Annotated in this window: 14 protein-coding genes; 7 read left to right on the top strand and 7 right to left on the bottom strand. The window is 72.0% G+C overall.

Annotated features, from left to right (window positions below; all coding sequences use genetic code 11):
• Positions 1-272 precede the first annotated feature (272 nt).
• Both PV789_RS25445 and PV789_RS25450 read right to left on the bottom strand, forming a co-directional pair.
• Positions 273-2,081, bottom strand: a complete 1,809-nt coding sequence (locus PV789_RS25445; protein WP_274978252.1) for a phosphoenolpyruvate carboxykinase (GTP) — start codon at positions 2,079-2,081, stop codon at positions 273-275.
• 518 nt (positions 2,082-2,599) lie between these two features.
• Entirely contained in the window at positions 2,600-3,523 is a 924-nt protein-coding gene (locus tag PV789_RS25450) for a universal stress protein (RefSeq protein ID WP_274974892.1), read from the bottom strand.
• 219 nt (positions 3,524-3,742) lie between these two features.
• Here PV789_RS25450 and PV789_RS25455 point away from each other — a divergent pair, with 219 nt between their 5' ends.
• Complete coding sequence (locus PV789_RS25455; RefSeq protein WP_274974893.1) at positions 3,743-4,462, top strand: DUF998 domain-containing protein; 720 nt, start codon at positions 3,743-3,745, stop codon at positions 4,460-4,462.
• Between the two features lie 197 nt (positions 4,463-4,659).
• On the opposite strand, the gene PV789_RS25460 is transcribed toward PV789_RS25455, so the two are convergent.
• The gene (locus tag PV789_RS25460; RefSeq protein ID WP_274974894.1) at positions 4,660-6,813 is read right to left on the bottom strand and encodes a HelD family protein; all 2,154 of its coding nucleotides are present in this window, start codon (positions 6,811-6,813) and stop codon (positions 4,660-4,662) included.
• Positions 6,814-7,099: 286 nt separating this feature from the next.
• Between PV789_RS25460 and PV789_RS25465 the strand changes: the two genes are divergently transcribed.
• Complete coding sequence (locus PV789_RS25465) at positions 7,100-7,696, top strand: hypothetical protein (RefSeq protein ID WP_274974895.1); 597 nt, start codon at positions 7,100-7,102, stop codon at positions 7,694-7,696.
• Between the two features lie 64 nt (positions 7,697-7,760).
• Here PV789_RS25465 and coaA read toward each other — a convergent pair whose 3' ends face one another.
• Positions 7,761-8,666 carry a type I pantothenate kinase gene (gene coaA, locus PV789_RS25470; RefSeq protein ID WP_274978253.1) on the bottom strand — a complete coding sequence of 302 codons (906 nt, stop codon included), beginning with the start codon at positions 8,664-8,666 and terminating at the stop codon, positions 7,761-7,763.
• A 332-nt stretch (positions 8,667-8,998) separates the two neighbouring features.
• Here coaA and glmS point away from each other — a divergent pair, with 332 nt between their 5' ends.
• Positions 8,999-10,846, top strand: a complete 1,848-nt coding sequence (gene glmS, locus PV789_RS25475) for a glutamine--fructose-6-phosphate transaminase (isomerizing) (RefSeq protein WP_274974896.1) — start codon at positions 8,999-9,001, stop codon at positions 10,844-10,846.
• Positions 10,847-10,990: 144 nt separating this feature from the next.
• Here the strand turns inward: glmS and PV789_RS25480 are convergent, their stop codons facing one another.
• Positions 10,991-11,359, bottom strand: a complete 369-nt coding sequence (locus tag PV789_RS25480; protein WP_274974897.1) for an STAS domain-containing protein — start codon at positions 11,357-11,359, stop codon at positions 10,991-10,993.
• 152 nt (positions 11,360-11,511) lie between these two features.
• Positions 11,512-12,063: an ATP-binding protein gene (locus PV789_RS25485; protein WP_274974898.1), complete on the bottom strand. Its 552-nt coding sequence runs from the start codon at positions 12,061-12,063 to the stop codon at positions 11,512-11,514.
• Between the two features lie 370 nt (positions 12,064-12,433).
• Between PV789_RS25485 and PV789_RS25490 the strand changes: the two genes are divergently transcribed.
• Together PV789_RS25490 and PV789_RS25495 are read left to right on the top strand one after the other, a co-directional pair.
• Entirely contained in the window at positions 12,434-13,270 is an 837-nt protein-coding gene (locus PV789_RS25490) for a Sco1979 family transcriptional regulator (RefSeq protein WP_372491864.1), read from the top strand.
• A gap of 531 nt (positions 13,271-13,801) precedes the next feature.
• On the top strand, positions 13,802-14,038 hold the full coding sequence (locus PV789_RS25495; RefSeq protein ID WP_047868858.1) for a DUF397 domain-containing protein: 237 nt from the start codon (positions 13,802-13,804) through the stop codon (positions 14,036-14,038).
• Positions 14,039-14,308: 270 nt separating this feature from the next.
• Here PV789_RS25495 and PV789_RS25500 read toward each other — a convergent pair whose 3' ends face one another.
• Positions 14,309-15,655, bottom strand: coding sequence for a KamA family radical SAM protein (locus PV789_RS25500; protein WP_274978254.1), 1,347 nt, complete (start codon positions 15,653-15,655; stop codon positions 14,309-14,311).
• Positions 15,656-16,000: 345 nt separating this feature from the next.
• Here PV789_RS25500 and plsX point away from each other — a divergent pair, with 345 nt between their 5' ends.
• Together plsX and argS are read left to right on the top strand one after the other, a co-directional pair.
• Entirely contained in the window at positions 16,001-17,125 is a 1,125-nt protein-coding gene (gene plsX, locus PV789_RS25505; protein WP_274974900.1) for a phosphate acyltransferase PlsX, read from the top strand.
• Between the two features lie 39 nt (positions 17,126-17,164).
• Complete coding sequence (gene argS, locus PV789_RS25510; protein WP_274974901.1) at positions 17,165-18,910, top strand: arginine--tRNA ligase; 1,746 nt, start codon at positions 17,165-17,167, stop codon at positions 18,908-18,910.
• Positions 18,911-19,162 lie beyond the last annotated feature (252 nt).

Consider the following 19,162-nt stretch of genomic DNA (forward strand, 5'->3'; position numbering starts at 1 on the left):
CGCCCGCGGAAACGGAGCGTCGCGTGTGCCGGACGGCGTCCCCGGGACCCGCTGGCCTCGGTGGCCGGAATCGGCCCCGACGACAACAATTGCCATAGGGCAACGATCGCGCTCCCCGGCACCGCCGATGCCGCGCGGCAGCACATGGTGACCGTACGACCCACCGCAAGAGGGAGGGGCGCGGGCACCGTCGTGCCCGCGCCCCTCTCCCACGGGCCCCGCGCGCGGAAGGGGGCCCTGGTCAGGGGGCCGTCAGGCCCCCGTCGTGGTCATTACCGGTTCTCCAGGCGGTCCAGCAGGGCGTGGTACTCGTCCCACAACTCGCCCGGCAGGTGGTCGCCGAAGGTCTTGAAGAACTCCGGCACCAGCGCGGCCTCCTGCTTCCACACCTCGCGGTCGACGTCGAGCACGAAGGCCATGTCCTCGTCAGAGACGTCCAGCCCCTCGGTGTCGATGCCACCGGTCACGGGCAGGCGGCCGATCGGGGTCTCGACCGCCTCGGCCTCGCCCTCCAGCCGCTCGACGATCCACTTGATGACGCGGCTGTTCTCGCCGAACCCGGGCCAGACGATGCGGCCCTCGGCGTCCTTCTTGAACCAGTTGACGTAGAAGATCCGGGGCAGCTTGGCCTTGTCCGCCGCCTGGCCCAGCTTCACCCAGTGGGCGAAGTAGTCGCCCATGTTGTAGCCGCAGAACGGCAGCATGGCGAAGGGGTCGCGGCGCAGCTCGCCCACCGAGCCCTCGGCGGCGGCGGTCTTCTCCGAGGAGACGTTGGCGCCCAGGTAGACGCCGTGCTGCCAGCTGAAGGACTCGGTGACCAGCGGCACGGCGGTGGCGCGGCGACCGCCGAACAGGATGGCCGAGATCGGCACGCCCGCCGGGTCCTCCCACTCGTCGGCGATGGTCGGCGCCTGCCCGGCCGGGGTGGTGAAGCGCGAGTTCGGGTGGGCGGCGGGCTCGCCCGACTCCGGCGTCCAGGGGCGGCCCTTCCAGTCGGTGAGGCCCGCGGGCGGCTCCTCGGTGAGGCCCTCCCACCACACGTCGCCGTCCTCGGTCAGGGCGACGTTGGTGAAGATGCTGTTGCCCCAGAGGGTCTCCACGGCGTTGGCGTTGGTCTTCTCGCCGGTGCCGGGCGCGACGCCGAAGAACCCGGCCTCGGGGTTGATGGCGCGCAGCCGGCCCTGCTGGTCGAAGCGCATCCAGGCGATGTCGTCGCCCACCGTCTCGACCTTCCAGCCCGGGATGGTCGGCTGGAGCATGGCCAGGTTGGTCTTGCCGCAGGCGCTCGGGAAGGCGGCGGCGACGTAGTGCGCCCGGCCCTTGGGCGGGGTGACCTTGAGGATGAGCATGTGCTCGGCGAGCCAGCCCTCGTCGCGGGCCATCACCGAGGCGATGCGCAGCGCGTAGCACTTCTTGCCGAGCAGGGCGTTGCCGCCGTAGCCCGAGCCGTAGGACCAGATCTCACGGGTCTCGGGGAAGTGCGAGATGTACTTGGTGGAGTTGCAGGGCCAGGCGACGTCCTGCTGGCCGGGCTCCAACGGGGCGCCCACGGAGTGGACGGCCTTGACGAACTCGCCGCGCTCCTCGATCAGGCGCAGGGCGGCGCTGCCCATGCGGGCCATGACGCGCATGGACACCACGACGTACGGGGAGTCGGTGATCTCGACCCCGAGCTGGGAGATGTCGCCGCCCAGCGGTCCCATGCAGAAGGGCACGACGTACATGGTGCGCCCGCGCATGGCGCCCCGGAAGACCTCGCCGAAGGTGGCGCGCATCTCGTCGGGGGCGATCCAGTTGTTGGTGGGGCCCGCGTCGCTCTCGCGCTCGGAGCAGATGAAGGTGCGGTCCTCGACCCGGGCGACGTCGCTCGGGTCGGACTTGCAGTAGAAGCTGTTGGGGCGCTTGTCCGGGTTGAGGCGGACGAAGGTGCCCTGCTCGACCAGCTGGTCGGTCAGGCGGGTCCACTCCTCCTCGGAACCGTCGCACCACACGATCTCGTCCGGCTGCGTGAGCTCGGCGACCTCCCGCACCCAGGAGACGAGCTCCTCGTGTTCGGTCGGCGCGTCCACGTCGGTATCCACGGCAGTCACAGCGGCTCCTTCTCAAGGTCGAGATCTCTCGCATCATGAACGACGATCCCCCGCAGTGACCAATTGGTTTAGGCCAATGGTCTATAGAACTCATGCCGGAAGAACGGATTCCCCTGCGCAGCAAGGGTTCCGCGTGGTCTACCACCGGGTACGTACGCGCACGAACGGGGACCGGTCGGAGGCCGTTCCGGTGCTGTTGGGAGCGGGTTCCCCTGTCGGAAGGGGAACCGGGTGCCACGACCGACACACCGTGCTGTTCGTCACACTACGTGTCCGGCATCCGGTCGCGGGCTCCGGACGGGCACTAGACCTCTGCCGCCGCACCACTGACACGAAGGCGCGTCTTCGCAGGTGGGAGCAGTGGAAGCGGAGCCGGCCCGCGACGGCGGCAGGACGGCGACGGGTCGGATCGGCGCGGAACGAACCTGCCTGGATCAGCTCAGGGCGAGCCGGTCCGAATCAACCCGGGACGGGCCGGAGCGGGACAGCGCAGGACGGGCCGGTCCGGATCAGCGCAGGATGGCGACGGGCCCCCTGGCCCCGTGCAGGACGGAGTGGCTCACCGAACCGAGCAGCAGCCCGCGAAAGCCCCCGCGTCCGCGCGAGCCGACCACGATGAGGTCGGCGGGGGTGGCCTCCTCCAGCAGGGCGATCACGGGGTGGGCGCGCACGACCCGGGTGCGCACCGTCACACCGGTGTGGCGCGTGCAGGGCCCGGCCAGCTCCTCCTCCAGGGCCTGCCGGGCGGCCTCGGCGGCGGTCGCGTCGTCGAACAGCTCGGGCGGGATGGGCCCGGTCGCGGCGGCGAAGGCCACCAGCGGCTGCCAGGCGCTCACCGCCACCAGTTCGGTGTCGGCGAAGTCGGCCTGCGCGAAGGCGAAGTCCACCGCGCGCCTGCTCGGCTCGGACCCGTCGATGCCCACGATCACCCGGCCGCGCACACCGTGCGCGGAGGCGTGCTCCCGGGGCAGCACGATCACCGGGACGGGCGCGCGGGCGGCCAGCTCGATGCCCACGGAGCCGACGAACGCGGCCACGATCCCGCTCAGCCCGCGCGAGCCGACCACCACGGCTACGGCGCCCTCCGCGGAGGCCTCCGCGAGCAGGGCCTCCACCGGTCGGGCGTAGGACAGGCGCTTCTCCACCCGCAGCTCGGGGAAGAGCCGCGCCACCCAGTCCCCGGCGTACTCCAGCAGGGACTCCGCCCCCTGGGCGTCGGCCTCGTCGGGGAACACGTCCGGGGCGACGTCGGGGTCCGCGTGCCCGTGCCCCGCGAACACGCCGACCGAGGCCAGCGGCCCCGCAGCCGCGACGATCCGGACCCCGAGGCCGCGCAGCATCGCCTGGTGCGCCGACCACTCCAGCGCGTGGCGGCTGGATTCCGTGCCGTCGACCCCCACGATCACCCATCGCGTCGTGGATGCGCCGTCCATGCGTGCGCCCTTCTCGTCGGCCGTCCCTGCCCCGCGTATTCCGCCGGTGTCCCCCGATGATGCCGTGTGAACACACACCCGTGGATAACGGTGCCGACGCGAGTTGGGTGAGACGGGGCACCCCGGGTAGGGGGTTGCGACACAGGGGTGGGTTCGACCGCGCGCCCTTCGGAGGGTGTCCGGGCGGGGCGTGGGAACCCGTGGAAGGCAGGGGGCACGATGTCGCACTCCACACAGATGCACTGGGACTACAGGGACGGAAGGGTCGCGGCCGTGGTGGCCGCGCTCGTGTACAGCCTGTGGGTCGCGGAGGTCATGCTGCCCGACAGCACTGCGGCCCAGGGGGCCCTGGCCGTCCAGAATTCGGACTTCGCCAGGTTCTTGGAGAGTGCGCACCGCATCGCGGCGATCCTGGTGATGATCGCCGCCGGGATCGGGCTCGGGCTGGGCGCGAGGGAGCGGACGGGGCACCTGCTGGCGGTGTCGTGGTGGTGCATGCTCGTGTTCGGCGCGGCGTCGCTGATCGCCACGTTCTTCCCCGGGCCGTGCGTGGTGTCCACGGACGTCCCGTGCACGGCGGAGTCGCTGGCGGAGGGGCTGGAGGGGGCCACGGCGGCCCAGGCCGTCGTCGCGGCGGTCGCGCTCCTGGCCGCGCTGGCGGGCGCGATCGTGCTGGCGGTGGACCGGCGCAGGATGGGCGACGGAAAGTGGCCGCTGGTGGCCGTCGTGGCGGCGCTCCAGCTGGTCACCGCCGTCGCCGTCCTGGTCGCGGCGGTACGGGTCTACGCGGGCGGGGGCGACGGCGACCCGGGGGTCGTGTTCAGCGCCCTGCAACGGGTCCACCTGGTGGCGGTGGCCCTGTGGCTGCTCACCGCGGGCCTGCTGCCCAGCCTGTGGAAGCGGTCCTGGACGCCCCGGCGCGCCCGCGTCGAGCACTGAGGCGGGAATTGTCTCCAGTGTGAGATGAGAGGACCCGAACCGCGGTGATCTCGTACTTATAGCGAGGTCGGACCGTCGAGACGCGCTATGAGTACGAGGTCACGGTGAGGGGGGCGGGTCCGCTGACCCCGCTCCTCGATGCCGCCCGGCACGGCCTGCGGACGGACGCCCGGGACCGCCGTCCGGACCCCGACCCGTCACTCCCCGGTGTCGCGCAGGGCCTCCGGCAGGGGGCGCGCGTGCACCACGTGCAGGGTGCTCACCGCGCGGGTGAGCACCACGTAGAGCCGGTTGACGCCGCGTTCCTCGGCCTCGGCGATGGCGGCGGGATCTGCGACCACCACGGCGTCGAACTCCAGGCCCTTGGCCAGGCTCGCGGGGACCGCGACCAGGCGGCCCGCGTCCGGCCCGGCGCCCGCCTCCCCCAGCAGCGGCGCGGCCAGCCCCCCGGCTTCGACGGCCTCGCGCAGGGCGGGCAGGTCGGCGTCGGCGGCGATGAGGCCGACCGAACCCTCGCCCCTGAGCGCGGTGCGGCAGGCGTCGGCGACCGACGCGGCCAGGGCGCCCTCGGCGGGGGTGATCCGCAGCGCCCCGGGCGCGCGGCGCACGGCGACGGGCGCGCCGAGTCCGGGCGCGATCGCGGGCAGCAGGCGGGCGGCGAAGTCGATGATCTGGGCGGGGACGCGGTAGCCGCGGTCCAGGACGCTCAGGTGGCCGGTGGGCTTGCCCAGGTGCTCCAGGAGCGTGGACCAGTTGACGGCCGCCGAGGGGCTGGTGCCCTGGGCGATGTCGCCGAGCACGGTGAGGGAGCCGGACACGCAGCGGCGGCCGATCGCCCGGCACTGCACGGGGCTCAGGTCCTGGGCCTCGTCCACCACGATGTGGCCGAGCCCGGCGGGGCGCTCGATGAGCGCGGCGGCCTCGTCCACCAGGGCCAGGTCCTCCTCCGACCACAGTGCCGCCTTGGGGCCGCGGGGCCTCCCCGGCAGCAGGACGGCGGCCTGCTCCTCGGCGGTGAGCAGCCCCTCGGCGGCGCGGGCCAGGCGTTCGGGGTCGGTGAGCAGGCCGAGCACCAGCTTGAGCGGGTCGGCCTTGGGCCACATGGCGGTGACGGCCGACTTCACGGCGGGGTCGCGGCGCACCTGCGCGTGGGTGCGGTCGTCGCAGACCTCGCCCTGGGCCTCCATGAGGGAGAGCACGGCGTGGGCGATGCGGTGGGAGAGGAGTTCGCGCCCGGAGCCGTAGGCGACGCCGCGTTCGGCCAGCTCGTCGAGGAGGGGGCGCAGGTCCTCGGGGTACAGGCGCCAGCGGCGCGACCCGCGGCGGACCATGACCGCCTCCTCTGGGGTGCGCAGGTGCGACCACAGGTCGCGGCGGACCACCTCGGCCATGCGGGCCCGGCCCTTGATCCGGGCGGCGCGGGGCTCCTCGGTGCGGCGCACCCACCCGGCGGCGGGGCGGGACCGCTCGGGCAGCCCTGCGGTGAGCATCTCGGTGACGGTGGTCTGCTGGACGTCCACCTCGCCCAGGGCGGGCAGGACGTCGCGGATGTAGGAGAGGAAGGAGCGGTTGGGGCCGACGATCGCCACGCCGGAGCGGGAGAGGCGTTCGCGCTCGGTGTAGAGGAGGAAGGCGATGCGGTGCAGGCCCACGGCGGTCTTGCCGGTGCCGGGCGCGCCCTGCACGCACAGGGTGGTGGTGAGCGGGGCGCGGACCAGGCCGTCCTGCTCGGGCTGGATGGTGGCGACGATGTCGCGCATGGGCCCGGTGCGGGGTCGTTCGATCTCCGCGTCCAGCAGGGCGCTGCCGAGCCGGTCGCTCCCGGTCGGGGCGGTGGTGAGCGGCTCGTCCTCGAAGGCGGTGAGCACCACCTCGGGGTCGGCGTCGCGGCCGTGGTCGATCGTGGTGAAGCCGTAGCGGCGGCGCAGGCGCACGTCCATCCGGTCGCCGGGCGAGGCCCGGTAGTAGGCGACGCAGATGGGGGCGCGCCAGTCCAGGACCATCGGGCGCCCGTCGCCGTCGTGGACGTGGCGGCGGCCGATGTGGATCCGGTCGGGCCCGGCGCCGTCGGACACGTCGTCGTCCAGGAAGACGGTGCCCGGTTCGAAGTCGAGGCGGCCGAAGAACAGCGGGGCGCCGGGGACGTCGGCCAGGGCCGCGAGGCGGCGTTCGCGGCCGCGGCGCAGGGCGGCGTTGGTGACCTTGTCGTTGACGACGTCGCCCAGGACGAGTTCGCTGCCCTCGACCTCCTCGCGCATCCGGTCCAGGGCGGCGCGGGCGGCGGCGAGGCGGTCGCGCTCGGCCCGGAGTTCGGGGCTCACGGGCACGGCGGAGGAATCGGTCGTGGACATGCGGCGACCTCGGAAGGATCGGCGGGACAGGGAGGCGGCTTCGCGCGTGCGCGGGTCCCGCCCCGGTCGCCGCGAGGGCCCGGTTCGTTCCGATCCGTGAGAGCGCACAGCACCCGTTCAGGGGGCGCGGCCGAAAAGAGGCACCACCTTACCCCCCGGGTGCTCCCCCGCCAAACCGGTCCGAACCCGGGTCCCCGGCTGTGCCGCCGGTGCGCGACCGCCCGGAGGTGTCGGGAACCAACGCGGGCACGGGACCGTCCGAAGAACCGGGAAGGAAGGTACTCACATGCACCGAGTCCAGGGCGACCTCGTACTACGACCCGACCTGCGGACGGGGTGGACCCGGCTGGCCGTCGGGGCGGTGGTCGCCGTGGCCGTGACCGCCGGTGTCGGGTGGCGTATCGGCGCGGAGGCGGCCCTGGTGTCGGCGGCGGTGTGGGGCGTGCTGATCGCGTTCCTGACCGCGCACGTGTACCGCGCAAGGATCGTCCTGACCCCGCGCGAGATCGTCCTCAAGGGGGCGCTCTTCCGACGGCGGCGGTCACGGGCGCGTGCCGTGTGGACGATCCGGGCGACCGTCGTCCAGCCGCGCGGGGGTCCCGTCGACACCCTGTTCCTCCTCGACGCGCACGGCGGTGTGCTCGTCACGGTCTACGGCAACCTCTACAGGCGCGCGGACATGGACCGGCTGGTCGACGCGCTCGGACTGCCGTCCAGCGGCCCCGAGGGCCCTGTGACCCCCAAGGAGCTCCAGAGGTTCCGTCCCGGCTTGGTGACGTGGGTCGAGCGGCACCCCTACCTGCTCGGGCTCGTGATCCTCGGCGTGCTGGTCCTGCTCGTGGCGGTCGGCGTTCTGGTCGACACGGCCACGACGGCGGGATAGCTGAGGCGGGCCCCGCCCTCGGGCTCCGTGCCGGGGGCGGGACCCGGTCCGGGCGTTCGGCCGGTCAGGTCTTGCGCAGCCGCACCCGCCGCACGCGGTGGTCGTCGCCCTTGTACAGGATCAGGGTGGCCCGTCCCCGGGTGGGGCGGATGTTCTCCACGAGGTTGACCTCGTTGATGGTGCGCCAGGTGTTGGCGGCGAACTCCAGCGCCTCCTCCTCACCGATGGCGGTGGCCATGTGGTGGAAGTAGGAGCGCGGGTCGGAGAACGCGGTGCGGCGCAGCTCGCGGAAGCGGTCGAGGTACCAGCCGCGGATGTTCTCGACCTTGGCGTCCACGTAGATGGAGAAGTCGAAGAAGTCGGCCACGGCCAGGCGCCCCGCGGCGGGGGGCTGGAGGACGTTGATGCCCTCGACGATGAGGATGTCGGGGCGGTGCACGGTCTGGCGCTCGTCCGGCACGATGTCGTAGTTCAGGTGGGAGTAGACGGGGATGTCGATCCGGTCGGCCCCCGCCTTCATCTCGGACACGAAGCGCACCAGGGCGCGGCGGTCGTAGCTCTCGGGGAAGCCCTTGCGGCGCATCAGGCCGCGCGACTCCAGCACCGCGTTGGCGTGCAGGAAGTTGTCGGTGCTGACCAGTTCCACGTCCGGGTGGTTGGGCCACTGGGCCAGCAGGGAGCGCAGGAGGCGCGCGGTGGTGGACTTGCCGACCGCGACGCTGCCCGCGACGCCGATGATGAACGGCGACGGGCGGTCGGACTCGCCGAGGAAGGCGCGCACGGCGGAGTGCCGCTGCTGGGTCGCGCCCACGTAGAGGTTGAGCAGTCGCGACAGCGGCAGGTAGACGTCCCGCACGTCCTCCAGGGAGGTGGGGTCGGTGGTGCCGCGGAGCTGGGCGAGGTCCGCCTCGGTCAGGGACAGGGGTGTGGAGGCCCGGAGCGCGGCCCAGGCCTCCCGGTCCATCTCCACGTACGGCGTGGAGAAGCCGTTCTTCGTCGTGTGAGACACGAATGACCACCCTAGAGCAGGGGGTCGACCGCGACGGGCGGCCGGTCCCCACAAGTCCCGCAATGGACCCCGAAACGTGCCGTAAACCACATGTTCACGACACGCACCCCCAAAATTTTGCCTCTCCTTCCCGGGGGGTGGAATCGGTTCCACTCGTTGCCTCCCCATGCCCCCGACCTGCGCGGTCTACTCCCCATGCACCAAATGGTCTATACCGCTACCTGGGAAAACGACCAGTGGTATGGATGCCTGGTTGGTCGATCCGACCGGCTTCTTCGCTTACGCTGGCGGCCATGTGCGGAATCGTTGGCTACGTCGGGCCGCAACCGGCGCTTGAAGTCGTCGTGGACGGCCTCGCAAGGTTGGAGTACCGCGGATATGACTCCGCGGGTGTGGCTGTGCTGGGCGACGGTGCTCTGCGCACCGAGAAGCGCGCGGGCAAGCTCGCGAACCTGCGCCGGGCGCTGGAGGAGCGGCCCGTCAGCGGCGACGGCGCCGGGATCGGGCACACGCGCTGGGCCACACACGGTGCGCCCAACGACGTGAACGCCCACCCCCACGTGGACAACGACAACCGCGTCGCCGTCGTCCACAACGGCATCATCGAGAACTTCGCCGCGCTGCGCCTGGAGCTGGAGGAGAAGGGCTGCAAGTTCCTCTCCGAGACCGACACCGAGGTCGCCGCCCACCTGCTCAACACCGAGCTGGCCCGGACCGGCGAGCTGCCCGCCGCCATGCGCGCGGTGTGCAAGCGGCTGGAGGGCGCGTTCACCCTCGTGGCCGTCTCCGTGGACGACCCCGACCTGGTCGTGGCGGCCCGCCGCAACTCCCCGCTGGTCGTCGGCCGCGGTGAGGGCGAGAACTTCCTGGCCAGCGACGTGGCGGCGTTCATCGCCCACACCCGCGAGGCGGTCGAGCTGGGCCAGGACCAGGTCGTGGAGCTGCGCGCGGACTCGATCACGGTGACCGACTACGAAGGCAACCCCGTCGACGTGCGCGAGTACCACGTGGACTGGGACGCCTCCGCCGCCGAGAAGGGCGGCTACGACTACTTCATGCTCAAGGAGATCGTCGAGCAGCCGCGCGCGGTGGCCGACACCCTCCTGGGCCGCGTGACGGTGGACGGCCAGCTCACCCTGGACGAGATGCGCCTGTCCCCCGAGGACCTGCGCTCGGTCGAGAAGATCGTCATCATCGCCTGCGGCACCTCCTACCACGCGGGCCTGATCGCCAAGTACGCCATCGAGCACTGGTGCCGCATCCCGTGCGAGGTCGAGGTGGCCAGCGAGTTCCGCTACCGGGACCCGATCCTGGACCAGCAGACCCTGGTCATCGCCATCTCCCAGTCCGGCGAGAGCATGGACACCCTGATGGCGGTCCGCTACGCCCGCGAGCAGCGCGCCCGGGTGCTGGCCATCTGCAACGTCAACGGGTCCACCATCCCGCGCGAGTCCGACGGCGTGCTGTACACGCACGCGGGTCCGGAGGTCGGCGTCGCCGCCACCAAGACCTTCCTCACCCAGCTGGCCGCCTGCTACCTGATCGGCCTGTACCTGGCGCAGGTGCGCGGGCTGAAGTTCGGCGACGAGATCAACGCCGTGATCGCCCAGCTGGCCACCATGCCCGAGCAGATCGAGCGGGTCCTGGAGACGGCCGAGCCGGTCCGCGAGCTGGCCCGGTCGCTGGCCGACGCGGACACGGTGCTGTTCCTGGGCCGCCACGTGGGCTACCCCGTGGCGATGGAGGGCGCGCTCAAGCTCAAGGAGCTGGCGTACATGCACGCCGAGGCGTTCGCCGCCGGTGAGCTCAAGCACGGGTCGATCGCGCTGATCGAGGACGGTGTGCCGGTCGTCGTGGTGGTGCCCTCCCCCGAGGGCCGCAGCGTGCTGCACGACAAGATCGTGTCCAACATCCAGGAGGTGCGCGCCCGCGGCGCCCGCACCATCGTCATCGCCGAGGAGGGCGACGAGGTGGTCCGCCCGTACGCGGACGTGCTCATCCCCATCCCGGCCGTGCCGACCCTGCTCCAGCCGCTCGTGTCCACGATCCCCATGCAGGTGTTCGCCTGTGAGCTGGCCCTGGCCAAGGGCAACGACGTGGACCAGCCGCGCAACCTGGCCAAGAGCGTGACGGTCGAGTAGCAGCGGGACCGCGGGGAGGGGGCGTGTCCGGCGCGCGGCGCCGGGCGCGCCCCCTGCCGTTTCCGGGGGCCGGTGTGTCCGGGGGGCGGCGCGCGTCCGGGTCGGCGGCGCGGCCGGTTCCGCTCCCCCGTGGGAACGCTCCCATCAGCGCGGAGCTCCGTGCCCCGACCCGTCGTGGGCGGCGCGTGCGGCGGGGACGTCGGGATGGGTCGGCAGGACCGCGCCCAGACCCAGGACGTCGAGGATGCGGGTCAGCTGGCGCGGGGGGCAGGCCAGGAGGAGGTGGTGCCGGGCCCCCGCGGCGAAGCGCAGGGCGCGCACGAGGGCGTTGACGCCCGAGGCGTCGATGAACTCCACCTCGGACAGGTCCACCGCGACGCAGCCGTCGGCGGCGGCGGCCGTGATCCGGGTGAACGCCTCCTCGGCGGTGGCGATGTCGATCTCGCCGCCCAGCTCGACGACGGTGATCCCGTCACAGACGAACTGGTCCTGTTCCGTGTCCAGCACGGTCACGCCTCGCTCCGGGGATCGGGTGTAGGGAACTCTGCTCAGGACGCGGTCGGCCAAATGCCGACATGCGTTGACAGCCTACTCTTCCCGGGCGGCCCGTCCGGTGCCGTCCACAGCCCCGGAGGCCTTTTCCGACATCGCCTCGAAGGCGTGCGTCAGCCCTCACCACCGCATATCGCCCACACGATTTTTCCGCGGCCGCGCACCGGTTCCCAGCCCCATTCCCGGCTGAAAGCGGAGACGAGGCCGAGCCCCCGGCCCGACTCTGCGAAATGGTGGGCGTCCACTCTGACCGGGGCTTTCTCGCTGGAATCGGCGACCATGCACACCGCTCCGCCCCGCCCGCCGTCGAGGCGGCGGAGCTGGACCACGACGCGGCCGCGGGGGGCGCCGCCCTCGGGGAGGGCGTGGCGGCAGGCGTTGCCCACGAGTTCGGAGACGATGAGCCGGACGTCCTCCAGCTCCTCGCGGAAGCCCCACTCCTCCAGGACCCCGGAGGCGAACTCGCGTGCCCGGCGCACCGACTCCGGCGAGGCCGCGAACGCGCCCGCCGCGGCGTCCCTGGTCCGCGCGCGCTCCCCGACCGAGAGGCGGCCCAGTGGGTCGTCCCACCAGCCGCCCAGGAGTGCTTGGGAGGCCTCCGCGAGAGAGGGGCGGCTCCAGGAGGGCTCGGAGTCGGTCTCCGAGGACACCAGCTCTGCGTTCATCACGGTCCTCACGAGTGCGCTGTCGGTTGACCCGTCCTCGGGGCCATCGTGGCTTACATCTGTAAGACACAGATGCACGTGCAGCTCAACGTCCGGCCCAGGGTATAGGACGAAGTGCCCTTATTGGTAGATCCCCTGCGCAGAATTCACAGACGGGCATCCGTGTTTACACCAGACCCGCAAGGGGCCCATAGGCCCCAACCCAATCCCCGACCGCCTCTGTCCGTAACCGAACCCCGTGGGTATACTGAGCGGTCGCCCGCACCGAAGCCGTTACAGCCGTTGCCCAGGAGGCGATGTGGTCGCCGAAGAAGCACCGAAACTACAGGTCACCCAGGATTTCCTGGCCAATTCCAGCGGTGGCCCCACCGTGCTGCGCATTCTCCTGGGAACGCAGCTGAGGCGGCTGCGGCAGGAGAAGGGGATTTCGCGGCACGACGCCGGATACGCCATCCGTGCCTCCCACGCCAAGATCAGCCGCATGGAGCTGGGCCAGGTCAGCTTCAAGCGCCGCGACGTGGACGACCTGCTCAAGCTCTACGGCGTGGACCGGGCGGACCAGCGCGAGGCCCTCCTCGGACTGGTCTCCAGCGCCAACGCCCAGGGCTGGTGGCACAAGTACGGCGACGTGCTGCCGAACTGGTTCGGCGTCTACGTCGGCCTGGAGGAGGCCGCGTCGGTCATCCGCACCTTCGAGGTGCAGTTCGTCCCGGGCCTGCTCCAGAGCGAGGACTACGCGCGCTCGGTCATCCGCCTGTCCCGGACCGCCACCTCGGACGAGGACGTGGACAGTCGCGTGCAGATGCGCATGCGCCGCCAGCGCAGATTCGTCGAACCGGACGCGCCCAGACTGTGGGCGGTCATCGACGAGGCCGTGCTGCACCGCCCCTACGGCGACACCCGGGTGATGCGCGGACAGATCGAGCACCTGGTCGAGATGGCCCGCCGTCCCAACATCACCCTCCAGATCGCCACCTTCGCCATGGGCGGCCACCCCGCCGCGGGCGGCCCCTTCAGCATCCTGCGCTTCCCCACCCCCCAGCTGCCCGACGTGGTCTACCTGGAGCAGCTGAGCAGCGCCCTGTACTTCGACAAGTACGACGACACCCACCGCTACGCGCAGACGATGGACCACCTCGCCACCCAGGCGCCGCCGCCCTCCGCCACGGAGGAGATCCTCCGCGGCTTCCTGGAGCGCTACTCCTGATCCCCGCCCCCGCCCGCCGGTTCCCGAGCCCCTGACCGGGGTACCCGCCTCGGGACGCCCTTCCTCCGACCACTCCGAGCACCCCGACGGTCCCCCGCCCCGGGAGCCACGCCGCCCCGCCGACCGCCTCCCCCACCGCCGCACCACGCCTGGTCGCTCTCCGCGCCCGGGCGTTCGCTTTGCGCACATGAAATCGGCCCCCCGATGGCCGCCTTCGGCCACGACCGGACAACGATCCGCAGGGGCCGAACCCCTTCCGAACCCGACGCGTCGGGTGTGACGTGCGGTTCCGCCTCCGAACCACCCGGCGCGCTTGCATAAGTACTTACCGCCGTAAGTACGAATGCACGTGCATAAGCTACGCTTTGGCTCGCACCCGGGATGAAACAGCCCAACGGGGGACAGGGCCACCCATGCCCGGGGTCGTCTTCCCGGTGGGGGCCGGGGGTTCGACACAACGGGCGCGGTGGACTGGACCGCCGCGTGTGGACACACCCCGCTCACGCGTCCCCCACGTTCCAGGAGGTTGAGATGCATCCGATCTACAACGGCGTTCCCGCCGGCAGTCTGCCGAAGGTCGTCTGGACCAAGAGCAGCTGGAGCAACCCGGACGGGAACTGTGTCGAGGTCGCCGCGCTACCGGACGGGGACATCGCCGTGCGCAACTCGCGCGACCCCCAGGGACCGGCCCTCGTCTACACCCCCGCCGAGATCGAGGCCTTCGTGCGCGGCGCCAAGACCGGCGACTTCGACGCCCTCCTGAGCTGACCCGACTCCCCCGCCCCTCAGACCATCCCGGAAAGGGTCCGCGTCGAGGGCCGCCGTGACCACCCGAACCCGTCCGGCGGCCCGCACTCCGTCCACGGCGCGGACGCGAGCGGAGCCCGGCACCACCGCGGTGCCGGGCTCCGTCTTGTGTCCGGGGCCGCGCGCGGCGGACGGGGCCCGCCCCAGGGACGCTCCAATTCCCCTGGGACGGGACCGCCGTCCGCTCCTCCCCCGGCCTCGGGGCCGGGGCGCGCGCGGCGCCGGGCCGTGCTACAGGCGGGTGGGGTCGACCAGGCCGCCGGACGCGCCGACCGGGGGCTGCTCCCACGGCAGATGGGTGGCGCCCAGGGCGGGCTTGAGGTCGAACAGCCACGCGGCCTTCTCGTCGTACTCGGCGAAGAAGGGTCTGCCGACCAGCTCGGGGTCGCGCGCCTGGATGAAGTGCAGGACGAAGACCTTCTGGCCCGCCACCTCGGTGACGCCGTCCACGCACACCTTGCCCGGGGTCGCCGACATCGACGGGCCGCGCACCGTGCGGGCCAGCCCCGAGACCTTCTTGTAGGCGCCGCGGAAGATCTCGTAGGCCTCCGCCAGCGGCACCGCGAAGTAGTCCTGCGGACCCGTGTCACGCTCGACGAACATGTAGTACGGGACCATGCCGTGCCGCAGGTGGGTGCGCCACATGCTCTCCCACACGGCGGAGTCGTCGTTGATCGTGCGGATCAGCGGCGCCTGCGTGCGGATGACGGCGCCGGTCGCGCGGATGCGGCGCACCGCCTCCTGGACCAGCTCGGGCCGCATCTCGTTGGGGTGGGAGAAGTGGGCCATGAACGCGAGGTTCTTGCCCGAGGCGACGACCTTCTCGAACAGGCGCAGGGTGTCGTCGGCGTCCGGGTCGGTGACGAAGCGCTGCGGCCAGTAGGCCAGCGCCTTCGTGCCGATGCGGATGGCCTCCAGGTGCTCGATCTCCAGCAGCGGCTCGATGTACTTGGAGATGACCCCCTCGCCCATGATCATCGGGTCGCCGCCGGTGAACAGGACGCTGGTGACCTCGGGGTGCGAGCGGACGTAGTCGACGAGCTGGTCGATCTCGCTGGAGGCGAACTTCAGGTCGGCGTCGCCGACGAACTGGGCCCAGCGGAAGCAGTACGTGCAGTACGCGTGACAGGTCTGCCCCTGCTTGGGGAAGAAGAGCACGGTCTCCTTGTACTTGTGCTGGACGCCGGGGATGGGCTCCTCGTTGGCCAGCTTGGGCACGTTGAGGTCCATCTGGCCCGCGGGGTGCGGGTTCAGGCGGGCGCGGATCTGGTTGGCGGCCTCGTTCAGCTCCTTGCGCTGGGCGCCAGAGCGCAGCAGGTCGGCGATCCGGGACACGTCGTCCTGGGGCAGCATGTCCGCCTGCGGGAAGACCAGGCGGTAGATCGGATCGTCGGGAGCCGCGTCCCAGTCGATCAGCTCGTCGACGACGTAGCTGTTGACCCGGAACGGCAGCACGGTGGCCACCGCCTGCACGGCGAGCCGCTCGTCGGCGGCGAGCCCGGCTCGCGCGGTGAGCTCGTCGAGGTGTTTCGTCGTGTAGGCACGAAACCGACGTCCGGCGGACGGGGACGTTGCCACGTCTGGCGTAACGCTCACGCCTCTCCTTTCTGCGGGTGAGCAGGGCGCCCGCCGGGTTGGTGCGGGCAGCCCTGATCCGGTGGTTCCGGCGCGCGTGCGCACCGGCGGACCACCGGGAGGTGTTCGATGTGGTTGTCGCGTGCCGCCGGAGGGTGATTACTCCCCGGGGCAGCGAGCGGATATACCCCGTTTAGGGACTTTTATCCATCATGCAGGAAGTCCAGTCCTGACCTGGACATACGGGAAGTATCCTCGCATGAGCAGACGAAAGTGCCCGACGGTGCCGCCATCGCGCGACCCGATACCGTGTCTCCGCGTCCGCCCACCACACCCGTGAGGGAACAGTTGACTGGTACACCCGACGCGGAGGCGTCCGTCGCGCGGCGCTCGTCCCCGCCGATCATCGCCGTGGACGCGATGGGCGGCGACAACGCGCCCGTCGAGATCGTGCGGGGAGCCGTGCTCGCCGTCCGCGAACTCGGCCTGCGCGTCCTGCTCGTGGGACGGCGCAGCGAGATCGCCGCGCTGCTCGCCGAGGAGGGCGCGCTGCGCGACATCCCCGTCGTGCACGCCGAGGACAACCTGGCCATGCACGAGGGCGCCCTGGCCAGCTGGCGGCGGCCCCGCTCCAGCGCGGCCGTCTCCTGCCGCCTGATCCGCCGGGGCGACGCCGACGCCCTGGTCTCGGCCGGTTCCACCGGCGGGATCGTGGCGACCTCCACCGTGCGGCTGCGCACCCAGCCCGGAGTGCTGCGCCCGGCGCTGGCTGTGACCCTTCCCACCGGCGAGACGCCCACGATCATGGTGGACGCCGGGGCCAACGCCGACGCCAAGCCCGAGATGCTGGTGCAGTTCGCGCACCTGGGCTGCGCGTACGCCCAGACCGCGTTCGGGGTGCGCAGGCCCAGGGTGGGCGTGCTCACCATCGGCTCGGAGCCGGGCAAGGGCAACAAGCTCGTGCGCCGGGCGACGGAGCTGCTGGCGGCCACCGCGGAGGGGCCCCCGGCGATGGACTTCCGGGGCAACATCGAGGGCCACGACCTGCTCGCGCGCAAGGTGGACGTGGTGGTGACCGACGGCCACACCGGCAACGTGGCGCTGAAGTCGGTGGAGGGCACGGCCGCGTTCGCGATGGAGGCCGTGCAGGCTGCGCTGACCTCCTCGACCGCGGCCAAGGCGGGCGCGCTGTTGCAGCGCAAGGCGCTGCGGGGCCTGCGCGAGCGGCTGGACAGCGAGACCTACGGCGGCGCCGCGCTGCTGGGCCTGAACGGGACCGTGGTGATCGCGCACGGAGACAGCCGGGCCAAGGGCGTGGCCCGGGCCTGCCAGCTGGCCAACGACCTGGCGGGCGGCCGCATCGGGGAGCAGATCCGCCGCCGGGTGCACAGCCGCCCGCCGAACTGGCTGCACCGCCTGGCCCAGTCCGAGGCGCCGGGGCAGCGGGGCGCGGAGCAGACCGAGGATCGCTGACGGGCCGGGAGGGGCGGCTCCGGTCGGTACGCTTGGGGCATGGCCGACCCGCAGGAAGTACTCTCGCGACGGGTCCAGTCCGCCCTCGGCGCCGCCTTCGGCCCCGAGTTCGCCGACACCGACCCCGTCATCCGCCCGTCCCAGTTCGCCGACTACCAGGCGAACGCCGCGCTCGCGCTCGCCAAGCGTCTGGGCCGAAAGCCGCGTGAGGTGTCCGCGGCGATCATGGAGCACCTGGACGTGGCCGACGTCTGCCGCGACGTCGAGGTCAGCGGGCCGGGCTTCATCAACCTGACGCTGCGCGAGGACTGGATCGCCGAGCAGACCCGCCGGCTCCTGGACGACCCGCGCCTGGGCGTGCCCGAGCAGGAGCGCCAGAACATCCCGCTGGACTACTCCGCGCCCAACGTGGCCAAGGAGATGCACGTCGGGCACCTGCGCACCACCGTGGTCGGCGACGCGCTCGCGCGCACCCTGGAGTTCCTGGGCCACAACGTCATCCGCCAGAACCACATCGGCGACTGGGGCACCCCCTTCGGCATGCTCATCGAGCACCTGCTGGAGGTGGGCGAGGACTCCCCCGAGGCGGACCTGGTCACCACCGACCCCAACGCCTTCTACCAGGCGGCCCGGACCAAGTTCGACTCCTCGGGCCCCGGCCCCGACGACTTCGCCGCGCGCGCCCGCCGCCGCGTGGTCTCCCTCCAGAGCGGCGACGAGGAGACGCTGCGCCTGTGGCGCAAGCTCGTCGGCCTGTCCAAGGCCTACTTCAACAAGGTGTACGCCAAGCTCGGCGTGACCCTCACCGACGAGGACCTGGCCGGGGAGAGCAGCTACAACTCCGCGCTCGCCGACGTGTGCGAGGAGCTGGAGGCCAAGGGCATCGCCGAGATCAGCGACGGCGCCCTGTGCGTGTTCCTGGAGGGCTTCACCGGCCGCGAGGACAAGCCCGTCCCGCTGATCGTGCGCAAGAGCGACGGCGGCTACGGCTACGCCACCACCGACCTGGCCACCGTCCGCCACCGTGTGGACGACCTCAAGGCCGACCGCATCCTGTACGTGGTCGGCGCCCCGCAGGCCATGCACTTCAAGATGGTGTGGGCCGCCGCCCGCGAGGCCGGGTGGCTGCCCGAGGGCGTGGAGACCGTCCACGTGCAGATCGGCAACGTGCTGGGCAGCGACGGCAAGATCCTGCGCACCCGCAGCGGCGCCCCGGTGCGCCTCATGGCGCTGCTGGACGAGGCGATCGAGCGCGCCGCCGCGGTGGTCGCGCAGAACCGCCCCGACCTGGACGCCGAGGGCCAGGCCGAGATCGCCCGTCAGGTGGGCATCGGCGCGGTCAAGTACGCCGACCTGTCGGTCGCGCACGACACCGAGTACACCTTCGACTTCGACCGGATGCTGGCCCTGACCGGCAACACCGGCCCCTACCTCCAGTACGCCCAGGCCCGGATCCGGTCGATCTTCCGCAAGGGCGGCCTGGAGCTGTCGCAGGCCAGGGGGGACATCAGCGTCTCCGAGGGCGCCGAGCGCGACCTGGCCCTCAAGCTGCTGGAGTTCGGCGCGGTGGTGGCGCAGGTCGGCGACCTGCTCCAGCCGCACCGGCTGTCCACGTACCTGTTCGAGCTGGCGCAGTCCCTGACGGCCTTCTACGAGCACTGCCCGGTGCTGACCGCCTCCGACGAGGCCGAGCGCGAGTCGCGCCTGGCGCTGGTCGCGGTGGCGTTCCGGGTCCTGGTCCAGGGTCTGGACCTGCTGGGCGTGGAGGCTCCCGAGCACATGTAGCGGAGCGTACGCGGGCCCGCCGGGCGCGCGTGCGGGAAGGAGGCCGGGGCGGTGCCGCCCCGGCCTCCTTCGTGTGCGCTCCGGCCCTGTCGCGTGCGCGTCGGCGGCCGTGGGTGCGCCGGCGGCCGTGGGTGCGCGGCCCTTCGCGTGCCGTGTCAGTCCGCCGTCGCGCGGCTGACCGGTTCCGGTCGCCGGGAACCGCCCGGGGGATCTCACACGCGGCGAACCGGCTCGTCAGAGGCGGTTTCAGTG

The organism is Nocardiopsis camelliae, from assembly GCF_028993595.1.
Taxonomy (GTDB): Bacteria; Actinomycetota; Actinomycetes; order Streptosporangiales; family Streptosporangiaceae; genus Nocardiopsis; species Nocardiopsis dassonvillei.

What these genes read in the sequence shown, in the direction of transcription:
- PV789_RS25450 (WP_274974892.1), bottom strand. Translation starts at nt 3,523, where the DNA reads ATGGACGGCGCATCCACGACGCGATGGGTGATCGTGGGGGTCGACGGC.
- PV789_RS25455 (WP_274974893.1), top strand. Translation starts at nt 3,743, where the DNA reads ATGTCGCACTCCACACAGATGCACTGGGACTACAGGGACGGAAGGGTC.
- PV789_RS25460 (WP_274974894.1), bottom strand. Translation starts at nt 6,813, where the DNA reads ATGTCCACGACCGATTCCTCCGCCGTGCCCGTGAGCCCCGAACTCCGG.
- PV789_RS25465 (WP_274974895.1), top strand. Translation starts at nt 7,100, where the DNA reads ATGCACCGAGTCCAGGGCGACCTCGTACTACGACCCGACCTGCGGACG.
- glmS (WP_274974896.1), top strand. Translation starts at nt 8,999, where the DNA reads ATGTGCGGAATCGTTGGCTACGTCGGGCCGCAACCGGCGCTTGAAGTC.
- PV789_RS25485 (WP_274974898.1), bottom strand. Translation starts at nt 12,063, where the DNA reads ATGAACGCAGAGCTGGTGTCCTCGGAGACCGACTCCGAGCCCTCCTGG.
- PV789_RS25495 (WP_047868858.1), top strand. Translation starts at nt 13,802, where the DNA reads ATGCATCCGATCTACAACGGCGTTCCCGCCGGCAGTCTGCCGAAGGTC.
- argS (WP_274974901.1), top strand. Translation starts at nt 17,165, where the DNA reads ATGGCCGACCCGCAGGAAGTACTCTCGCGACGGGTCCAGTCCGCCCTC.